Origin of the sequence: Nitrobacter sp. 62-23 (genome assembly GCF_001897285.1) — a bacterium.
In the GTDB taxonomy this organism is placed as follows: domain Bacteria; phylum Pseudomonadota; class Alphaproteobacteria; order Rhizobiales; family Xanthobacteraceae; genus Nitrobacter.
Map to the genome: position 1 here is coordinate 47,407 of NZ_MKSM01000128.1, position 17,367 is coordinate 64,773.

Here is a 17,367-nt window from a genome sequence, read left to right on the forward strand (position 1 = left end):
AAACTTCGCCGCGATTTCGCTGTGATTTGGACACAGGAGTTACCGGGGATTAACCCTCGCGGGCACCCGTGCAATTCGCGGCAACTCGTCGCTCCCGTCTGCTGACAAGGCCGTCGAAATCCCACGCAAAACTTGATATCAGGCCATGGACAAGTCTGTGGATACACCTGTGGAAAAACTGTGGAAAACGATCCCGGAAAGCGTGCAACGGCCGTTCGGATTTGCTGGAGGACACAGTGATCGTCCGGAGTATTCCGGCATCGGACCGACCAGGAGCAGAACTTTATGATTTTGATTTGACGCGTTTTCTTCACGCCAAGCGGTATCCACGCCGTTCGAAAACGCTATAAGTTTCGCATTTGCACCAAAGCAAATATTGGGCAAAGGCAGGCAAATAACCGGGGGTCTATGTGCTGCAAATTCTTGGCCGGGTCTTTCTCACGATCGTTATCCCGATAATCGGAGGTTACCTCGGCACATCATTGAACACCTTCGACATTTACCTGCTCCTGGCCACGTCATGGTCGTTCTGGGCCTACGCGCAACCGGGGCCCCGGGAGCTTTGGCAAACGGGTGGCTGGGCCGGTGTTCTGAAAGGCTGGCTTCTGATGGCCATCGCCATTCTCATGGTGGCCGGACCGGCCTATGGCGTCGGCTATCTCATCGCCAGGGCCTGGAGCACGACCGGATCCTGAACTCCTGTCCGTCGGACTTCCATGACCAACACCGTCACGCCGGCGACCAGTCGCGCCACCTTCGCCATCGGCGAGGAGCAGGTCGCGCGGCGGGTGGTCGACCTCCTGACCGAGACACTGGACGACGGCGAACTTGCGATCGCCGCATTTGAACACAGCGACGGGCGCTGGGGCGTTTCGATGCACTTCGCCGCCCCGCCCGATGAAGAGCGAATTCGCGCGCAGATCACATTGGTCGCCGGCGATGCGGTCGCCCAAACCGTCGTCTTCGATACCATCGCCGCCAGGGACTGGGTCGAGGCCAGCCTCGAAGGACTGGCGCCCGTCCCGGCCGGCCGCTTCGTCGTCCACGGCCGCCATGACCGCGCGCGCGTCCCGCCAAACAAACTCGGCATCGAGATCGAGGCCGCGCTGGCATTCGGTACCGGTCACCATGGCACGACCCGCGGCTGCCTGCTGCTGCTCGATCAGGTGCTGCGCAGCAAGATGCCGCGGCGGGTTCTCGATCTCGGCGCCGGCACCGGCGTCCTCGCCATCGCCGCGGCGAAGGCGCTGCGTCGGAAGGTGCTGGCCAGCGACATCGACCCGCGTTCAGCGATCGTGGCGAAAGAGAACGCCGCGCTGAACGGCGTCGGCGATCTTGTGGAGTCGATCTGCGCGACCGGCTTTTCAGCACCGCTGTTTCGCGCCCGCGCGCCGTTCGATCTGGTGCTGGCGAATATTCTGGCCAATCCGCTGCGGCAGATGGCGCCGGTTATGGCAACCCACCTTGCGTCCGAGGCCATGGTGATTTTGTCGGGGCTGCTGCCGCATCAGACCCGCGGCGTGATCGCGGCCTATCGCGCGCAGGGGCTCGTTCTGATCCGGCAGATGCGGATCGACGGATGGTGCAGCCTGCTGATGCAGAATAGAAGGTAACGCTTGCCCTGCTCCGCCGTTGCGGCCGCCATCCCGGAATTCTAGAATACTCGCGTAATGTTCGAAGCCCACTTTCAGACCTTCGAGGACCTAGAGGGCGGCGTCGCGCTCACCGCCCGCCTCGCCGCGTTTCGCGAGGAGCTGCACCGGCGGCAATTGACCGGCTTCGTCATCCCGCGCGCCGACCAGCAGCAGAACGAATATGTCGCGCCCTCCGAGGAGCGGCTGGCATGGCTCACCGGCTTCACCGGATCGGCCGGCCTCGCCGTCGTGCTCGCGAAGGAAGCCGCGGTGTTCGTCGATGGCCGCTACACGTTGCAGGCGGCGCAACAGGTGGATACCCACGCCTGGGCCATCGTCTCACTGGTCGATCCGCCTCCCGAAAACTGGCTGGCGGAGCATCTCAGCGCCGGCGACCGGCTCGGATACGATCCCTGGCTGCATACGTCCGCGGCGGCGGAGCGCCTGGCAAAGGCTTGCGCGAAGGCCGGCGCCGACCTGATACCCGTCGAGACCAACCCTGTCGACAGCATCTGGACCGATCGGCCCGCGCCGCCGCTTGGCCCGGTCACGATCCACAAGGCGGCGTTCGCGGGCGAAACCGAGGCCGACAAGCTGACGCGCATCCGCGCCGAGATGACCAAGCTCGGCGTCGATGCGCTGGTGCTGTCGGATTCACATGCGGTGGCCTGGACCTTCAACATCCGCGGCGCCGACGTCTCGCACACCCCCCTGCCCTTGTCCTATGCGCTGGTGCCCAAGGACGGCCGCCCTGTCGTGTTCATCGATTCCCGTAAACTCTCCAACGTCAGCCGCGATCATCTGGAGCGCGAAGCCGACGTCCGCGAGCCGGATGCGTTGACCGAGGCGCTGGCCGCAACGGCCAGATCCGGCGCGGCCATCGGGCTCGACAATGCCACCGCCGCCGACGCGTTGAACCGCCTGATCACGGCCGCCGGCGGCAAACCGGTACGCGGCAACGATCCGGTCGCGCTGCTGAAGGCGGTGAAGAACCCGACCGAAATCGCGGGCGCGCGCAGCGCGCATCAGCGCGACGCCGTGGCGCTGGCGCGGTTTCTCGCCTGGATCGACCGCGAGGCGCCGAAGGGCACGCTGACCGAGATCGACGTGGTCGAGGCGCTGGAGACCTTTCGCCGCGACACCGGTGCGCTGAAGGACGTTTCTTTCCCCACCATCTCGGGCACCGGACCGAACGGCGCCATCGTGCATTATCGCGTCACCCGCAAGAGCAACCGCCGCATCGCGCCCGGCGACCTGCTGCTGATCGATTCCGGCGCGCAGTACGAGGACGGCACCACCGACGTCACCCGCACCGTCGCGATCGGCCAACCGACCGACGAGATGCGCGACCGCTTCACCCGCGTGCTGCGCGGCCACATCGCCATTGCGCGTGCGGTGTTTCCCGACGGCGCCACCGGCGCGCAGCTCGACACGCTGGCGCGGCAGTTCCTATGGCAGGCGGGCGTCGATTTCGAGCACGGCACAGGCCACGGCGTCGGCAGCTATCTGTCAGTGCATGAAGGCCCGGCGCGGATTTCGAAGCTCGGCACCACGCCCTTGAAGCGCGGCATGATCCTGTCCAACGAGCCGGGCTATTATAAACGTGACGCATTCGGCATCCGGATCGAAAATCTGGTGCTGGTCGCGGCCGTCGAGATACCGGGTGCCGAGAAAGCCATGAACGGCTTCGAGACCCTGACGCTGGCGCCGATCGACCGCCGCCTGATCGACCGCAGCCTCAGCACCGATGAGGTGCGCTGGCTCAACGACTATCACGCCCGCGTCCGCCGCGAGGTGCGCCCGCACCTCGATGAGGCCACAAAGGTCTGGCTCGACGCGGCGACCGAACCGCTGGCATAGCGCGCGCGAGGGCTGCCTCGTTCATGTCACGAAAACTCGCGTGGCACCATTCGCGCAAGACACAATCCGGCAAGGACCCGGAAACGAGTTCCGGGCGGCCAACCATGTCCCGTCTCGTGGGGAATGGCGGCGTAACAAAAAGCCCCGTCATCGCTGACGAGGCTCCTGAGCGTCCGTTTCAGTACATCCGTGAAACGAAGCATGAGACCTGGAGTCTTTCACCGTTTCATGGAAACAGTGAAAGACTTCAGGCTCTTGATTTGACGCGTTTTCTTCACGCGAACCGGTATCCACTTCGCTCGAAAACGCTATAGGCTCTTGATTTGACGCGTTTTCTTCACGTGAACCGGCATCCACTTCGCTCGAAAACGCTATAGGGTGCTTCACACCTTGACGGAAGCATCTCGATTGTCCGTCATTGCCGGGCTTGGCCCGGCGATCCATCAATCTTCAAGACAGGATGGATGCACGGTCGAGCCCTCATCCCGCTTTATGCGAGGGAAAGGTTTTCCGCGCTGACCTTGCCGCGCATCTTGTCGGTCTTGGCCTCGAAGTTGACCTTCTGGCCCTCATTGAGGCCGCTGAGGCCCGCGCGCTCCACCGCACTGATGTGCACGAACACGTCATTGCCGCCGTCGTTCGGCTGGATAAAGCCGAAACCCTTCTGGCCATTAAACCACTTCACTGTCCCTGTCGTCATCGGAGTCGTCCTTGTTCCAAAGCGCGCACATGCGCGTTCTCGCGCAGGATTGCGCAAGCCATCCAATCTCAGCGATGTCTTTGGAAAGGAGCCTTCGGTCTTTGAAAGACCCGCGGCGCTCTAACAAAACCAATGCCGGCAATCGAATACCCTTAACTATAGCATTTCTCGGCTGAAAAGGCAAATCCCGGCCTGCTCTGGCATTTTGGCGGATCATGACTATATCGGTTCCATGACCAAGTCTCCGCCAAGCCCGGCACAACAGGCACGCAGCGAACGCATGCGCACGGCCGCCATCGAGGGCGCGAAGGCGCGCGCCGATATCGAAGCCCGCGACATCGCCGTCCGCAAGAACATGGAACGCCTGCGCGCGCTGCGGCTCGCAAAGGAAGCCGAAGAGGCCGCGCAGCCCAAGCCGGTAAAAGCACCGGCCCGGGGCAAGAAGGCAGCGCCCAAGCAAACCGCCAAGCTGTCGGATTTTCTCGCGGCACAAAAGAGCAACGGCCGGACGACGTGAGGCTGAACGACGTGAGGCTGATTGCGTGACCGCCGAGCGCCAGTGATTGACAAGGCGCGCACTGCTCCGGATCGCTCCGGGGCTTCCGTGTTTTCTTTCTCGCCATTCCCGATGCGCGCTTGCGCATCTATGGGTATCGACACGCGACTATTCCGGAATCCAGTTATCGCGCGAAGCTGGATTCCGGATCAGCCTGCCATGCAAGCCGATCCGGAATGACAGATAATTGGCCGCTCAATAGCGGTAATGATCGCTCTTGAACGGGCCTTCGACCTTGACGCCGATGTAGTCGGCCTGGTCCTTGCGCAATTCGGTGAGCTTGACGCCGATCTTGTTCAGATGCAGCCGCGCCACCTTCTCGTCGAGCGACTTCGGCAGCACGTAGACTTCGCGCTTGTATTTGCCGTCCTTGTTGTTGGCGAACAGTTCGATCTGCGCCAGGGTCTGGTTGGTGAACGACGCCGACATGACGAACGACGGATGCCCCATCGCGTTGCCGAGGTTCACGAGGCGGCCTTCCGAGAGCAGGATCATACGCTTGCCATCTGGAAAGGTGATCTCGTCCACCTGCGGCTTGATGTTATCCCACTTCAAATTCTTCAGCGCGCCGACCTGAATTTCGTTATCGAAATGCCCGATATTGCAAACGATGGCGCGATCCTTCATCGCACGCATATGCTCAACGGTGATGATGTCCTTGTTGCCGGTGGCGGTGACGAAGATGTCGGCGCGGGGTGCTGCGTCCTCCATGGTCACGACCTCATAGCCCTCCATCGCCGCCTGCAACGCGCAGATCGGGTCGATTTCCGACACCATGACGCGGCAGCCGGCCTGTCGCAATGATGCAGCCGAGCCCTTGCCGACATCGCCGAAGCCCGCGACCATGGCGACCTTGCCGCTCATCATCACATCGGTGCCGCGGCGGATGCCGTCGACCAGCGACTCGCGGCAACCGTAGAGATTGTCGAACTTCGACTTGGTGACGCTGTCGTTGACGTTGATCGCGGGCCACAGCAGCGTGCCGGCCTTCTGCATCTCGTAGAGACGATGCACGCCGGTGGTGGTCTCCTCCGAAACGCCCTTGATGGATTTGGCGACTTCGCCGAACCAGCCTTTCGGCTTCTCTTTCAAGAGGCGCTTGATCAGCGCGAACAGCACCTCCTCTTCTTCCGCGCCGGGCTTATCCAAAAATGCCACGTCGCCCTTCTCGGCGCGCACGCCGAGGTGGATCAGCAGCGTCGCGTCGCCGCCATCGTCGAGGATCATGTTGGGATGCAGGCTTTCACCAGACTTCGCGCCGTGCCAGTCGAACAGTTTTGCAGTGTAGTCCCAGTATTCGGTCAGGGTCTCGCCCTTGACGGCGAACACCGGAATGCCGGCTGCCGCGATCGCGGCGGCGGCGTGATCCTGCGTCGAATAGATGTTGCAGGAGACCCAGCGGATGTCTGCGCCGAGCGCCTTCAGCGTTTCGATCAGCACCGCGGTCTGGATCGTCATGTGCAGGGAGCCTGCGATGCGCGCGCCCTTCAAGGGTTGCCTGGGGCCGTATTCCTCGCGCGTCGCCATCAGTCCGGGCATCTCGGTCTCGGCGAGCGAGATTTCCTTGCGGCCGAAATCGGCAAGGCCGATGTCCCTGACGATGTAATCGGTGAAGCCGGCGGACGTCTTGGCGGTGGCGGTAGCGGATTGGGTCATGGCACTCTCTGATATCGCACGGGATTAGCAAAAGTAGCGCCCATTGCTGCGCCCTCTCCCCTTGCGGGAGAGGGCATCGTCAGCGGCACTACAAACTCAACTCGGTGAGAGGGTTCTTCATCTCTCTCGGATCAACCCCTCACCCGCCCTCGCTTTGCTCGGGCAACCCTCTCCCGCGAGGGGAGAGGGAAATATCACACCGCGCGCTTGATCACCTCGGCAAGGTCGGTCTTCTCCCAGGAAAAGCCACCTTCGTTGTCCGGCGTGCGGCCGAAATGGCCGTAGGACGAGGTACGGGCGTAGATCGGCCGATTCAGATCGAGATGCTTGCGGATACCGCGCGGCGTGAGGTCCATCGCCTCGGAGGCGATCCGCTCCAGCGTGTCTTCCGGCACCTTTCCGGTGCCGTGCGTATCGACGTAGATCGACAGCGGGCGCGCCACGCCGATGGCGTAAGCGAGCTGCAAGGTGCAGCGGTCGGCAAGACCGGCGGCGACGATGTTCTTGGCGAGGTAGCGCGCGGCATAGGCCGCCGAGCGGTCGACCTTGGTGGGATCCTTGCCGGAGAACGCGCCGCCGCCATGCGGCGCAGCGCCGCCATAGGTATCGACGATGATCTTGCGGCCGGTCAGGCCGGCATCACCGTCAGGACCGCCAATGAAGAACTTGCCGGTCGGGTTGATGTGCCAGATGGTCTTGTCGGTGATCCAGCCCTTCGGCAGCGCCTCGCGCACATAGGGCTCGACGCGCTCGCGCACCTGATCGGAACTCATGTCCTCGACGAGGTGCTGGTGCGACACCACGATTTCGCGCACGCCGACCGGCTTGCCGTTCTCGTATTGCACCGTGACCTGGCTCTTGGAGTCCGGCCCGAGCACCTTTTCCTTGCCCGAGTGGCGCGCCTCGGAAATCAGCCGCAGGATCTTGTGCGCGTAGAAGATCGGCGCCGGCATCAGGTCAGGCGTCTCATTGCAGGCGTAGCCGAACATGATGCCCTGGTCGCCGGCGCCCTCTTCCTTGTTGGCGCCGGGCTGCAAGGCGTCGACCCCCTGCGCGATGTCGGCCGACTGCGGATGCAGCAGGATCTCGATGTCCGCGGTCTTCCAGTGAAAACCATCCTGCTCGTAGCCGATGTCCTTGATCGCGGCGCGGACAACGCTTTCGATCTTCTCCTTGGTGACGGATTCGGGCCCGCGAGTTTCTCCGGCGATCACCACCTTGTTGGTGGTGGCGAGCGTCTCGCAGGCGGCGCGGATCGCCCACGGATCGATGCCGGCTTTCGGACCCTCGCTGAAAAACAGATCGACGATCTCGTCCGAGATCCGGTCGCACACCTTGTCGGGATGCCCCTCCGAAACCGATTCACTCGTGAACAAATAAGATCCGCGCATCAATCGTCCCTTCATCCGCCAGAGGTGGCGGTCCTTTCGTGCTGTTGACCTGGTGTGGTGGCTCTGACATTCGCTTCAGTATTGCCGCGAGTCCGACAAGCGAATGTCAGAGCCAAAACCACACCAGAATATTTTATTTTGCTAATGTTCCCATGGTTCTAACATTCGCATAACAACTCGCTGCGAAGTGATGCGAATGTTCGAACCGGAACACTAGTACCCGCTTTCCGAAGTTCGTGAGACATCGCAACACCCCCCTTGACGAACTTCGGAAAGCAAGGGGTACTAGTAACTTTATGATTCTAGTACCGCTTTCGATTTGAAATTCCCGAAGATGAACCCGCTGCAAGTGGTGCAGGAATTTCAAATCGGCGGTACTAGATGTCAGTCGCGGCGACGCGAAATGACGTAGGATTCGTCGTAGAACCAGAGGCCGTTGTGCTTGCGCAAAACCTCCCTGGTGGCGTCCAGATAGCGGCCGCTTTGGGTCATCTCCGTCAACCGGTCGTCTTCGACCTGGGCAACGTAAACCGCCGCATTCCACGCTGCGAAGGCCGTCGAGGTACCGATCGATCCCGTGACCTCATTGGGCAGCGCTTCCATATCGTAGCGAAAAATCGAACGGTGATCGGCATAAGCGTTGAAATTAAGGTCGCGCCCCACCGAGCCGAGCTCGTATTTCACAGCGCGCAATAGCTCATGACGGCTCACGGCGAAAGGGTTTTCTCCGGGCCAGACCGCCTGGACGATCTCCAGCCCGGGATCACCACCGTGAGAATGAATTCCTATCAAACGCCCGCCGGGCCGCAACGCCCGCGCCAGCGGGGCGATGATCCGTCGGGCCCTGAAATTGAGGGAAGACCTGGCCCGGTAAGGCTGCGAAGCGATCACCAGATCGAAGTTGGCTTCGACCCGCCCTGCCCGCGGGATGACCGAATCGAGCAGGAACTGGTGGTCTTCCCGGTAGATCACCAGGACGACCGGCCGCTCGTAGATCGGCATCCCCGTGACCGGACTGACGTTCGCTCGCCAGTTCTCCTCGAGATATGGCCACAGGTCCCGGATCTGCGTCTCGAACTCGCCCGAGGATGTCCCCCGCAGCGGCACCTCGCGCCATACCGTGCCGGCCGCGGCCTGGGGTGAACGGGGCGCAAGCCATGGCGCTTCCGCGTAGTGCATGTTGGTCAGCACCATGACGGTCGCCGGATGCTCGAAAAGCCGGTCCGGCGCCTTGTCGAGCGTCAGCTTGATGTCCTCGAGGCTGAGTTCCTTGCCCGCGACATAGAACGGCATGTGGGGAAAGCGGACGTGCATGGAGCGCATCACCCGCGCCAGCACGGTGCCGTCGCCGACGCCCGCGTCGAACACCCGCAGCGCCGGCGGGCGCGGGTGAATGCTGCCGAACTCCAAAGCGACGCGGTCGGCGATGACGCGCTTCTCGCTGCAGGTATGGACGAACAGCAGATATTTCTGCCGGTTCTCGAAAAAACGGAAATTGGCGCGGGGATCGCGCCGCTCGATCGGCTCCGGCCGGCGGATGGAGGCCGCGCCATCCGGCGAGCCCGAGGCGATACAAGCCTCGATCCGGTTCAGCGTGTCGATGGTGATGCGCTTGCCCTCGCGCAGCCGCTGCACGAGCTTGCCGTCATTGACGGCGCGCCGGCCAAAGGTCGATTCCGCCATCCCGGCCCGGCGGCAATAGTCGGATATCTGGCTCAGCAGCTGGTCGTTTGTCACAGTGGTTCGATATGGGCCATATGAATGGGCAACAAAAATGAAGTTAGCCTTCCTATCACCATCTGCCCACCATTGAAACCCTTGCCGGCATCTCCCTGCCGATCCGGATTTCAAATCCTCTATGACGGCCGCGGACGCCTCGTCAGCCCCGCGCCCGTCTGCTAAGACGCGGCCCTGACCGCCGCCTCCGGCGGCCGCCTGCCGATAGGTTTATTTCGATGCGCATCGCCATGATTGGCACCGGCTATGTAGGCTTGGTGTCCGGAGCCTGCTTTGCCGATTTCGGACACCAGGTCACCTGCGTCGACAAGAATGCGGACAAGATCGCGGCGCTGCGCCGCGGCGAGATCCCGATCTTCGAGCCGGGCCTGGAGGCGCTGGTCGCGACCAACGTGGCGGCGTCGCGGCTCGATTTCACCACCGATCTTGCCGCCCCGGTGGCGGAGGCGGATGCGGTGTTCATCGCCGTCGGTACCCCGTCGCGCCGCGGCGACGGTCATGCCGACCTCAGCTACGTCTATGCCGCCGCGCGCGAAATCGCTGCGGCGATCCGCGGCTTCACCGTGGTGGTGACCAAATCGACCGTGCCGGTCGGCACCGGCGACGAGGTGGAGCGGCTGATCTTTGAGGCCAATCCGTCAGCCGACGTGGTGGTGGCGTCCAATCCAGAATTCCTGCGCGAGGGCGCCGCGATCCGCGATTTCAAGTTTCCCGACCGCATCGTGATCGGGACCTCCGACGAACGCGGCCGCAAGGCGCTTGGCGACATCTACCGGCCGCTGTCGCTCAATCAGGCGCCGCTGATGTTCACCGCGCGCCGCACCGCCGAACTGATCAAATACGCGGCCAACGCCTTTCTCGCGACCAAGATCACCTTCATCAACGAAATCGCCGACCTGTCCGAAAAGGTCGGCGCCGACATCCAGGAGGTGGCGCGTGGCATCGGTCTCGACAACCGAATCGGCACCAAGTTCCTGCACGCCGGCCCCGGCTACGGCGGCTCCTGTTTTCCCAAGGACACCCGCGCGCTGGTGAAGATCGCGGAAGACCACGACGCCCAGCTTCGCATCGTGGAATCAGTCGTCACCGTCAACGACAACCGCAAGCGCGCGATGGCGCGCAAGGTCGCGCAGGCGCTGGACGGCAATCTGCGCAACAAGACCATCGCGGTGCTGGGGCTTGCGTTCAAGCCCGACACCGACGACATGCGCGAGGCGCCGTCGATCCCGCTGATCACCGGCCTTTGCGACATGGGCGCAAAGGTCCGCGCCTTCGACCCCGCGAGCATGACGGAAGCGCGGCGCGAGCTTCCCGATATCGACTACTGCGACGATGCCTACGCCTGCGCCGAGGGCGCCGACGCGCTGGTGATCGTGACCGAATGGGTCCAGTTCCGCGCGCTCGACCTGCCGCGGCTGAAACGCATCATGAAGCAGCCGGTCATGATCGATCTGCGCAACGTCTACCGTCCCGCTGAGATGGCGGACCTGGGTTTTGCCTACAGCAGCATCGGCCGGGACCGAGCGTAGATCGTTTCTCCGATGATTCAGTTCTGGAGTGCGTTGCCGAGGAATGATTCTCTCCAATCCAACCTTATAGAAGGTACGATTGAACGAATCAGACAACTTGCTACTATTCTGGCCAGGCTGTGCGGCCTGCCGCTCGCTCCTTCGGGAATGGTGAACGCACAAGTTTCCATGACTTGACCCTATTCGGGCGACCGTCAGCAACGCGAGCACTGACATCGAATGCGCCCGGCCAGGGAGACAAATCATGGAAAGTATCACGCGTTACAAGTCCATGGCGAAAGCGATGCGTCATGCACTTGCCAAACGTCGCATAAATCTGCCGCATAGTACTTGTCTTGAAATCGTGGCGAGCCAAGCCGGCTTTTCAGACTGGAACGTTCTGAAAGCCGCCTGCGAAAATGATTTGTCGCTAAGTCTGACAGTCTTCATCGAGCATAGCCGGCAAGCCGAAGCTGTCAGATTTTATGAGGCAGTTTTCGACACGTCTTCAATCGCTATCTATAGCCCGGATAACCAGTGGATCGGGTTTGACATGCGAGTTGGCAACAGCGTGATCTCGGTTGCAGGATCAAACCCACGACGCGAGGCAGAGCCATGGCGCGGCGGGCCATTTTTTCCAAAGGAAAAAGGTGCGGTCAACGTGATCCTTTGCGTGACAGTGAACGACGCGGAAGACGTGCTGCAAAGAGCGGTTGCCGCTGGGGCCACGGTTCGCGACAAGCTGCAAGGCAGCATTCACGGCATTCGTGGCGCAACGTTTTTCGATCCCTTCGGCCACATCTGGGGAATCCGCGAAAAAACGCCCGGCCATCGAAGCCGCTTCTAATTCTATCAGAAGCGGAAAGGCCTAGAGAGGCTTGCCACAAGCCTCGCTGGGCATGGCAAGCGATTTACGTTTGATAAATTCGGGATCGGAGAGCGACTCAAGAAACGCGATCAGATGATTCACCTCGGCCGGCTCATAGGTCAGGCCATGTTTCGCGATAGCGTCCTCAAGCGACCGCGACGATCCATCGTGCCACCAGGGACCGGTCAGCGTGACGTTGCGCAGCGAAGGCGTCCGGAACTTGCCCCGGTCGGCGTCGATACCGGTTTTCTCGAACAAGCCCTGATCGGCAAGCGCGGGATCGGCCGCCCCCAGCCGGTGCATGGCCAGGTCCGTGAAGTGCGGCCCCGAATGACATGCCGCGCAATCGTGGGCAAACAGCGTCGAGCCTGCCTTCGCATCCGGACTGAGTTGCTGCCGGTCCCAGGCGCTGCCATGGGAGACGAGCGTGCGCTCGAAGCTCGCCAGCGCGCGCGCCACATTGGCGAAGTCGATGCGGCCACTGGTCTCGGGAAAGGCGCGCGCGAACATCGCTTGATAGCAGCCATCGCGTCCGAGCCGCGCGCCGATCTCGGCCTCGCGTCCCGCCATGCCCATCTCGACGGGACGGATGCCGAATACCGGTGACGCCGCCTGCGCCTCGAGCGTCGTGTTCGCCGGGTCCGTGAACATCAGCGGCGTGAACCAGGCGACATTGGCGAGCCCGGGAACATTGCGCCGCGCCGGCTCGTCAGTCACACCGGGATGGGTGCGGTTGCCATCGGCAAAGGCGTGCTTCTGCTCGTGGCAGGTGGCGCAGGACATGGTGCCGTTGGCCGAGAGATCGGCGTCATAGAACAGGCGGCGTCCCAGCTCGACCTTGGCAGTGGTGATGGGATTGTCGGCCGGGACCGGCGGCGGCGAAACCCCGGCAGGCAGCGTCCAGCGCCATACCGGATCCGCCGCTCTCCATAGAAACATGGCCGGCAGCAAGATCAGCAGCAGCCCGGCGGACAGCAACGACACCGATGTGCGCCAAGCCGGCACGGGCTCACCGCAGGCGCACGACCAGCACCGTCATCTCCGGCTGGCCATTGGCCGCGATCTGCAGGGTGTAAGAGCCGGGGGTGAGAAGGAAATCAACCATCTTGCGGATCCCGGTGCAGGGCGGCCCGTGCCCGTGGGAGGTCGATTTTACGGTCTGCTCGCCGCGCACAAGGTCGATCCAGGCGGCCGAATCGAGCGCCAGCCGGTAGGTGCCGGCCTCGTGCACGTCGATCTCGACAATGCCGCCATAGCTGACCGAGCCGCCCGGTTTCTCCGGGCGCAGCGGATAGCGCACCTCGGGCGTCGGCAGCAGCGTGAGACGGGCAGCCTGATCCACCGGCAGGCGCGCGCGTGACGTATCCGCCTCGTTCCCGGCCGCCCGCAACTGGGATGGCGCGGTCCAGGGCGCGAGTTCTCCGGGGGGCGCAACCGGTGCAGCGCAGGCCGGCGCCGCGGCTTCCTGCGCCTCGGCAGGCCGGTTTGCAACCGCGACCAATGTCAACGCCCCCAATGCCAAACCTCGCACCATGATCCTGCGCATGCCTGCTCCCATTAGTTGTATCCGCTTGAATATAGCGAATGGCCGACCATCACAACCACCATCAGGGTTATTCCGGGTGCGGCACGATGACAGTTCCGGCGGCAGCGAGGCCTCCAGATCAGCGGCGCGCCCCGGTTGCGTACCAGGCGGATTACCTTCCATAGGTATTATATGACCTAAATTACAAATAGCCGTCCGGCCGCTAATCTTTTGGAAGGTAAGGAACTCGATGATCCGTTTGGAACGAACATCCAAGGAAGGCGACGCTGCCTCGCAATTTCCACACCGGGATTTTATTCATCTAGCCATGCCCCATCCAGCGCGCCGAATTCCGATCCTGCTTTGCGTCCTGCCGATCGTATGCAGCCTGGGGGGATGCGGCAGCATCAATTCGCATCTGGCCGCCGGAATGGGCGACGCGATTCCGCAATGGGCCGGCGGACTGCCCGCGGACGCGCCGCCACGACCCGGCACTGCGAAATACGACGAGATGATGAAGGAGCGTGAACGCGAGCGTCTGACGCCGAAGACAAACGACCCTGCCGCTCAGCCGTCGAACAACAACGCCATGGGCGCGATCCACTAGAGTCTTTCACCGTTTCATGGAAACAGTGAAAGACTCTAGGCTCTTGATTGACGCGTTTTCTTCACGCGAACCGGTATCCACTTCGCTCGAAAACGCTATAGAGTTTGTTTCAACTGGCATTGAACCGGACTCCTGCTTCGTCCTTTTGATTGGAGCATCCTATCCGAAAATCGGTTTCCACTTTTCGGGATCATGCTCTAACAGCCGGCGAGCCGGCTGCATTCAATCCATGAACACTACGGTCTTGCGGCCGTTGAGGATCACTCGATCGTCCAGGTGATGCCGGATCGCGCGCGCCAGTACCCGCCGCTCAATGTCGCGTCCTTTGCGGATCAGCGCCTCAGGTGTATCGCGATGGCTGATACGCTCGACGTCCTGATCGATGATCGGTCCCTCGTCGAGATCGCTGGTGACGTAATGCGCTGTCGCGCCGATCAGCTTGACGCCATGCTCATGAGCTTGATGGTAGGGCCTGGCGCCTTTGAATCCCGGCAGGAAGGAATGATGGATGTTGATGCATCGTCCCGAAAGTCTTGAGCTCATCTCGTTTGACAGGATCTGCATGTAGCGCGCCAGCACCAGCAGATCGGTGCCGGTCCGCGACACCAGTTCGAGGATGGCCGCTTCCTGTTCGCGTCTGGTCTCCGTCGTCACCGGCAGGTGGTGAAAGGGAACCTCGCCGAAATCGAGATGCGCATAGGTCTCGCGCGGATGATTGGACACGATGGCGGTCGGGATCATCGCAAGCTCGTCCGTGCGCCAACGATACAGAATGTCAACCAGGCAATGATCGGACTTCGACACCAGCAGCATCACCTTGCGCCGCGTGGCGCGATCGCGCATCTGCCAGGTCATGCCGAAACGTTCGGCGATCGCGGCAAAACCGGTTTGTAATACCGGAAGCGTCACCGCGAGGTCGGCGGCATTAAACACCACCCGCATGAAGAACCGACCGGTCTCGGCGTCGTCAAACTGCTGGGCATCGATGATGTTCTGGCCGCTCTGGGCCAGGAACGTCGATACCGCCGATACGATTCCCGGCCGGTCCGGACAGGAGAGCGTCAGTACATATTGATGATGAGGCATAAGCGAGGAACGGCAGCCGGGACCAAGAGGATCGGGACGAACACGACGCTCCGCTCTATCATCCGGACCGGCCGTTCGCCACTGGCTTCATTCTGGCAATTTTCAAAAATTTGCCGCGCACGCTGCCGCAGAGCAAGCGCATATCGTTCGTAGCGATCAAGCGCTCCCGACCGTCGGATGGCAGACGACGACATTGTTCGGTGCCTGCCCCGCGAATAAGTGCAAATCACCAACCCAATCGTCGGATTCTGCAATTCGGGCACGTTGTTTTGTCATGAGCATTTCTCGCGTTAACAGTCGGTCCTTCGAGAACGATGGGAATATGGCACGTTTTGTAGAATGGCTATCATGGTTAAATAGTACACCTTACAACGCACAAAGGTCGCCCCTGATAGGACACGTTGAAGAGCCCATAATAATCGACAGCTGGCAAATTTTCCCAGAGCTCCGCTATAGTGGTACCAGGAAGCGGAGTTGGTATTTTGAGATCCTAAATGACTGCATTGTGCCCATGCGGGGGTGCAAGAGAAAGCCTGGCAGAGCCGGCACCCTGTCCTTGTCCATCCCTTGGCCGGCGCAAGATCCATGTCCCGCCGTTGGTCTTCTTGAGCTCGTACATCCCGCGTGGAATACACTCCCACGTATAGCCGTATGCGCTCGAGTGCCCACCGCTTTTTCGGATGACTACGATTGGCGATTTATGTGTCCTATAAAAAGAACCTGGGAGAACAAGGCTCGCAGCAACTGCAAGGCCGAGCGCGCGAGGTCGAAATGAAAGCCTTGCTGTGTCAGCGTTTTCCCGACGACCTGATCGAACCGATAACTATCGGTGTGCCCGGTGGCGACATCCTACACCGCGTGCGCGGCATCGCCGGCCAAGTCTGCGGCACGATGCTATGGGAATGCAAACACACCCGAACCTGGAGTGACCGCTGGCTCGCGAAATTGCGCGACGATCAACGTGTGGTGAAGGCCAAGATCGCGTTAACGAACAGGCGCAGCTTGCCTTCGGCTGTCTTCACATCGACGATGTCGATGTGAAGAAGCCATCGGTTAGGCTTTGAAGTTCTTCTTCGCAGGCTTGCCACCTTCCACATCGGGCAACTGGGTGTCATTTGGCCTGCAAAATTTGCGAGCCGATTGACACAACTGGGAGATGCCGTGTCGATGCAGGCAGCGATGCAGTGACGTGGCGCGTTTACCATCCCACATGGCTCCCGGGTTGCGACATCGAATCGACGCTGGTTCTCGCGTCGCCTTGGGGCCTGCGTTGGGGCATTGGGTTTCCGACTTTAAGGGTGTAACCGCATCCGGACGAGAGATCGCCAGGAAGCGGTTGTTGGGTGGGCGGCTGTGATGGTAACTTACGGACGAAACGTTGGAGTAGGCAATGTTAAAGAACTTAGTAAAGTCCCGTCTTGAAAAGGGGATCGGGCAGAAAGTCCGAGAAGCCATCAGAACTCAAAAAGAATTCGCGGACATCAAAGCGATCAATCAAATCGCATCCGGCGTAAAGGCATTTGCTGAACAACGAGGATTCGAAGGTTCTCAATCATACGAACTTTTCTACGAAATTGGCAGAAAGCTCCTGCCCCGTTTTGCGATCAATGAAGACGCCAGAATTATTCTGGATGACCAACAATTCTTGGAATACTTTGAGAAATTTGCTGAGAACAACTATAAAAGCTTCGAACGACGATGGAATCTCAAAGAGTTCCTAAAGCTGGTTCGAAACGTGGACGGCGACCTTGCCGAATGCGGAACCTACAAGGGTGCAGCAGCCTTCCTGTTCTGCACCTTTGCGCAGGAACACAATCGGAAAGTTCACCTGTTTGACTCGTTCCAAGGGCTGAGCGAACCCGGCGCTAATGACGGAGTATTTTGGCAAAAAGGCAACCTGTCAGCGTCCGAGCAATTGGTGCACGACACTCTGAACGGCTTCTCTTGCTTCAAGACTTATCCCGGATGGATACCAAGCACTTTTCCTAACGTATCTGACAGGCTTTTTGCATTTCTGCACGTTGATGTAGACCTTGAACAGCCAACATACGATACGTTGGAGTTTTTCTATCCCCGCCTGAACAAAGGCGCGGTCGTCATCCTCGATGACCACGGGTTTCGAACTTGCCCTGGAGCACGAAAAGCCGCCCTGGAGTTCATGCGCGACAAACCGGAACAGATTCTCGACCTTTCAACCGGCCAAGGTTTAATCATTAAAAGCTGACCGTCATCGACCGAC

General features: G+C 61.0%; 16 protein-coding genes. 9 read left to right on the plus strand and 7 right to left on the minus strand.

Going from position 1 to position 17,367, the window contains the following annotated elements; all coding sequences use genetic code 11:
* Positions 1–410 precede the first annotated feature (410 nt).
* The 3 genes from BGO16_RS15000 to BGO16_RS15010 are packed head-to-tail and all read left to right on the plus strand — an operon-like array spanning position 411 to position 3,494.
* Entirely contained in the window at positions 411–695 is a 285-nt protein-coding gene (locus tag BGO16_RS15000; protein ID WP_292619675.1) for a hypothetical protein, read from the plus strand.
* 21 nt (positions 696–716) lie between these two features.
* On the plus strand, positions 717–1,613 hold the full coding sequence (locus tag BGO16_RS15005; RefSeq protein ID WP_292619676.1) for a 50S ribosomal protein L11 methyltransferase: 897 nt from the start codon (positions 717–719) through the stop codon (positions 1,611–1,613).
* Positions 1,614–1,670: 57 nt separating this feature from the next.
* Positions 1,671–3,494, plus strand: a complete 1,824-nt coding sequence (locus BGO16_RS15010) for an aminopeptidase P family protein (RefSeq protein ID WP_292619678.1) — start codon at positions 1,671–1,673, stop codon at positions 3,492–3,494.
* A gap of 490 nt (positions 3,495–3,984) precedes the next feature.
* On the opposite strand, the gene BGO16_RS15015 is transcribed toward BGO16_RS15010, so the two are convergent.
* Positions 3,985–4,194: a cold-shock protein gene (locus BGO16_RS15015; RefSeq protein WP_292619680.1), complete on the minus strand. Its 210-nt coding sequence runs from the start codon at positions 4,192–4,194 to the stop codon at positions 3,985–3,987.
* A 232-nt stretch (positions 4,195–4,426) separates the two neighbouring features.
* Here BGO16_RS15015 and BGO16_RS15020 point away from each other — a divergent pair, with 232 nt between their 5' ends.
* Entirely contained in the window at positions 4,427–4,711 is a 285-nt protein-coding gene (locus tag BGO16_RS15020; protein WP_292619682.1) for a hypothetical protein, read from the plus strand.
* Positions 4,712–4,945: 234 nt separating this feature from the next.
* Here BGO16_RS15020 and ahcY read toward each other — a convergent pair whose 3' ends face one another.
* The 3 genes from ahcY to BGO16_RS15035 form a co-directional block, all read right to left on the minus strand.
* Complete coding sequence (gene ahcY, locus BGO16_RS15025; RefSeq protein WP_292619684.1) at positions 4,946–6,406, minus strand: adenosylhomocysteinase; 1,461 nt, start codon at positions 6,404–6,406, stop codon at positions 4,946–4,948.
* A gap of 194 nt (positions 6,407–6,600) precedes the next feature.
* Complete coding sequence (gene metK / locus BGO16_RS15030; RefSeq protein ID WP_292619686.1) at positions 6,601–7,797, minus strand: methionine adenosyltransferase; 1,197 nt, start codon at positions 7,795–7,797, stop codon at positions 6,601–6,603.
* Positions 7,798–8,181: 384 nt separating this feature from the next.
* A complete protein-coding gene (locus tag BGO16_RS15035) occupies positions 8,182–9,534 on the minus strand; it encodes a hypothetical protein (protein ID WP_292619688.1) in 1,353 nt (450 codons plus the stop codon).
* Between the two features lie 218 nt (positions 9,535–9,752).
* Here BGO16_RS15035 and BGO16_RS15040 point away from each other — a divergent pair, with 218 nt between their 5' ends.
* Entirely contained in the window at positions 9,753–11,063 is a 1,311-nt protein-coding gene (locus tag BGO16_RS15040) for a UDP-glucose/GDP-mannose dehydrogenase family protein (protein ID WP_292619690.1), read from the plus strand.
* A 244-nt stretch (positions 11,064–11,307) separates the two neighbouring features.
* Positions 11,308–11,889, plus strand: coding sequence for a glyoxalase superfamily protein (locus BGO16_RS15045; protein ID WP_292619692.1), 582 nt, complete (start codon positions 11,308–11,310; stop codon positions 11,887–11,889).
* A 21-nt stretch (positions 11,890–11,910) separates the two neighbouring features.
* On the opposite strand, the gene BGO16_RS15050 is transcribed toward BGO16_RS15045, so the two are convergent.
* Together BGO16_RS15050 and BGO16_RS15055 are read right to left on the minus strand one after the other, a co-directional pair.
* Positions 11,911–12,894, minus strand: coding sequence for a cytochrome c peroxidase (locus BGO16_RS15050; protein WP_292619694.1), 984 nt, complete (start codon positions 12,892–12,894; stop codon positions 11,911–11,913).
* Between the two features lie 25 nt (positions 12,895–12,919).
* Entirely contained in the window at positions 12,920–13,468 is a 549-nt protein-coding gene (locus BGO16_RS15055; protein WP_292619696.1) for a hypothetical protein, read from the minus strand.
* 295 nt (positions 13,469–13,763) lie between these two features.
* Between BGO16_RS15055 and BGO16_RS15060 the strand changes: the two genes are divergently transcribed.
* A complete protein-coding gene (locus BGO16_RS15060) occupies positions 13,764–14,042 on the plus strand; it encodes a hypothetical protein (protein WP_292619698.1) in 279 nt (92 codons plus the stop codon).
* 222 nt (positions 14,043–14,264) lie between these two features.
* On the opposite strand, the gene purU is transcribed toward BGO16_RS15060, so the two are convergent.
* On the minus strand, positions 14,265–15,128 hold the full coding sequence (gene purU, locus BGO16_RS15065; protein ID WP_292619700.1) for a formyltetrahydrofolate deformylase: 864 nt from the start codon (positions 15,126–15,128) through the stop codon (positions 14,265–14,267).
* A 690-nt stretch (positions 15,129–15,818) separates the two neighbouring features.
* Between purU and BGO16_RS15070 the strand changes: the two genes are divergently transcribed.
* Positions 15,819–16,169, plus strand: coding sequence for a DUF2130 domain-containing protein (locus BGO16_RS15070; RefSeq protein ID WP_363092197.1), 351 nt, complete (start codon positions 15,819–15,821; stop codon positions 16,167–16,169).
* 349 nt (positions 16,170–16,518) lie between these two features.
* Positions 16,519–17,352, plus strand: coding sequence for a TylF/MycF/NovP-related O-methyltransferase (locus tag BGO16_RS15080; RefSeq protein WP_292619702.1), 834 nt, complete (start codon positions 16,519–16,521; stop codon positions 17,350–17,352).
* The last annotated feature ends 15 nt before the right edge of the window (positions 17,353–17,367 follow it).

Excerpts from the sequence above, each read along its gene's own strand:
- BGO16_RS15005 (WP_292619676.1), top strand. The coding sequence starts at position 717 with ATGACCAACACCGTCACGCCGGCGACCAGTCGCGCCACCTTCGCCATC.
- BGO16_RS15010 (WP_292619678.1), top strand. The coding sequence starts at position 1,671 with ATGTTCGAAGCCCACTTTCAGACCTTCGAGGACCTAGAGGGCGGCGTC.
- BGO16_RS15015 (WP_292619680.1), bottom strand. The coding sequence starts at position 4,194 with ATGACGACAGGGACAGTGAAGTGGTTTAATGGCCAGAAGGGTTTCGGC.
- BGO16_RS15020 (WP_292619682.1), top strand. The coding sequence starts at position 4,427 with ATGACCAAGTCTCCGCCAAGCCCGGCACAACAGGCACGCAGCGAACGC.
- ahcY (WP_292619684.1), bottom strand. The coding sequence starts at position 6,406 with ATGACCCAATCCGCTACCGCCACCGCCAAGACGTCCGCCGGCTTCACC.
- metK (WP_292619686.1), bottom strand. The coding sequence starts at position 7,797 with ATGCGCGGATCTTATTTGTTCACGAGTGAATCGGTTTCGGAGGGGCAT.
- BGO16_RS15040 (WP_292619690.1), top strand. The coding sequence starts at position 9,753 with ATGCGCATCGCCATGATTGGCACCGGCTATGTAGGCTTGGTGTCCGGA.
- BGO16_RS15045 (WP_292619692.1), top strand. The coding sequence starts at position 11,308 with ATGGAAAGTATCACGCGTTACAAGTCCATGGCGAAAGCGATGCGTCAT.
- BGO16_RS15055 (WP_292619696.1), bottom strand. The coding sequence starts at position 13,468 with ATGGGAGCAGGCATGCGCAGGATCATGGTGCGAGGTTTGGCATTGGGG.
- BGO16_RS15060 (WP_292619698.1), top strand. The coding sequence starts at position 13,764 with ATGCCCCATCCAGCGCGCCGAATTCCGATCCTGCTTTGCGTCCTGCCG.
- purU (WP_292619700.1), bottom strand. The coding sequence starts at position 15,128 with ATGCCTCATCATCAATATGTACTGACGCTCTCCTGTCCGGACCGGCCG.
- BGO16_RS15080 (WP_292619702.1), top strand. The coding sequence starts at position 16,519 with ATGTTAAAGAACTTAGTAAAGTCCCGTCTTGAAAAGGGGATCGGGCAG.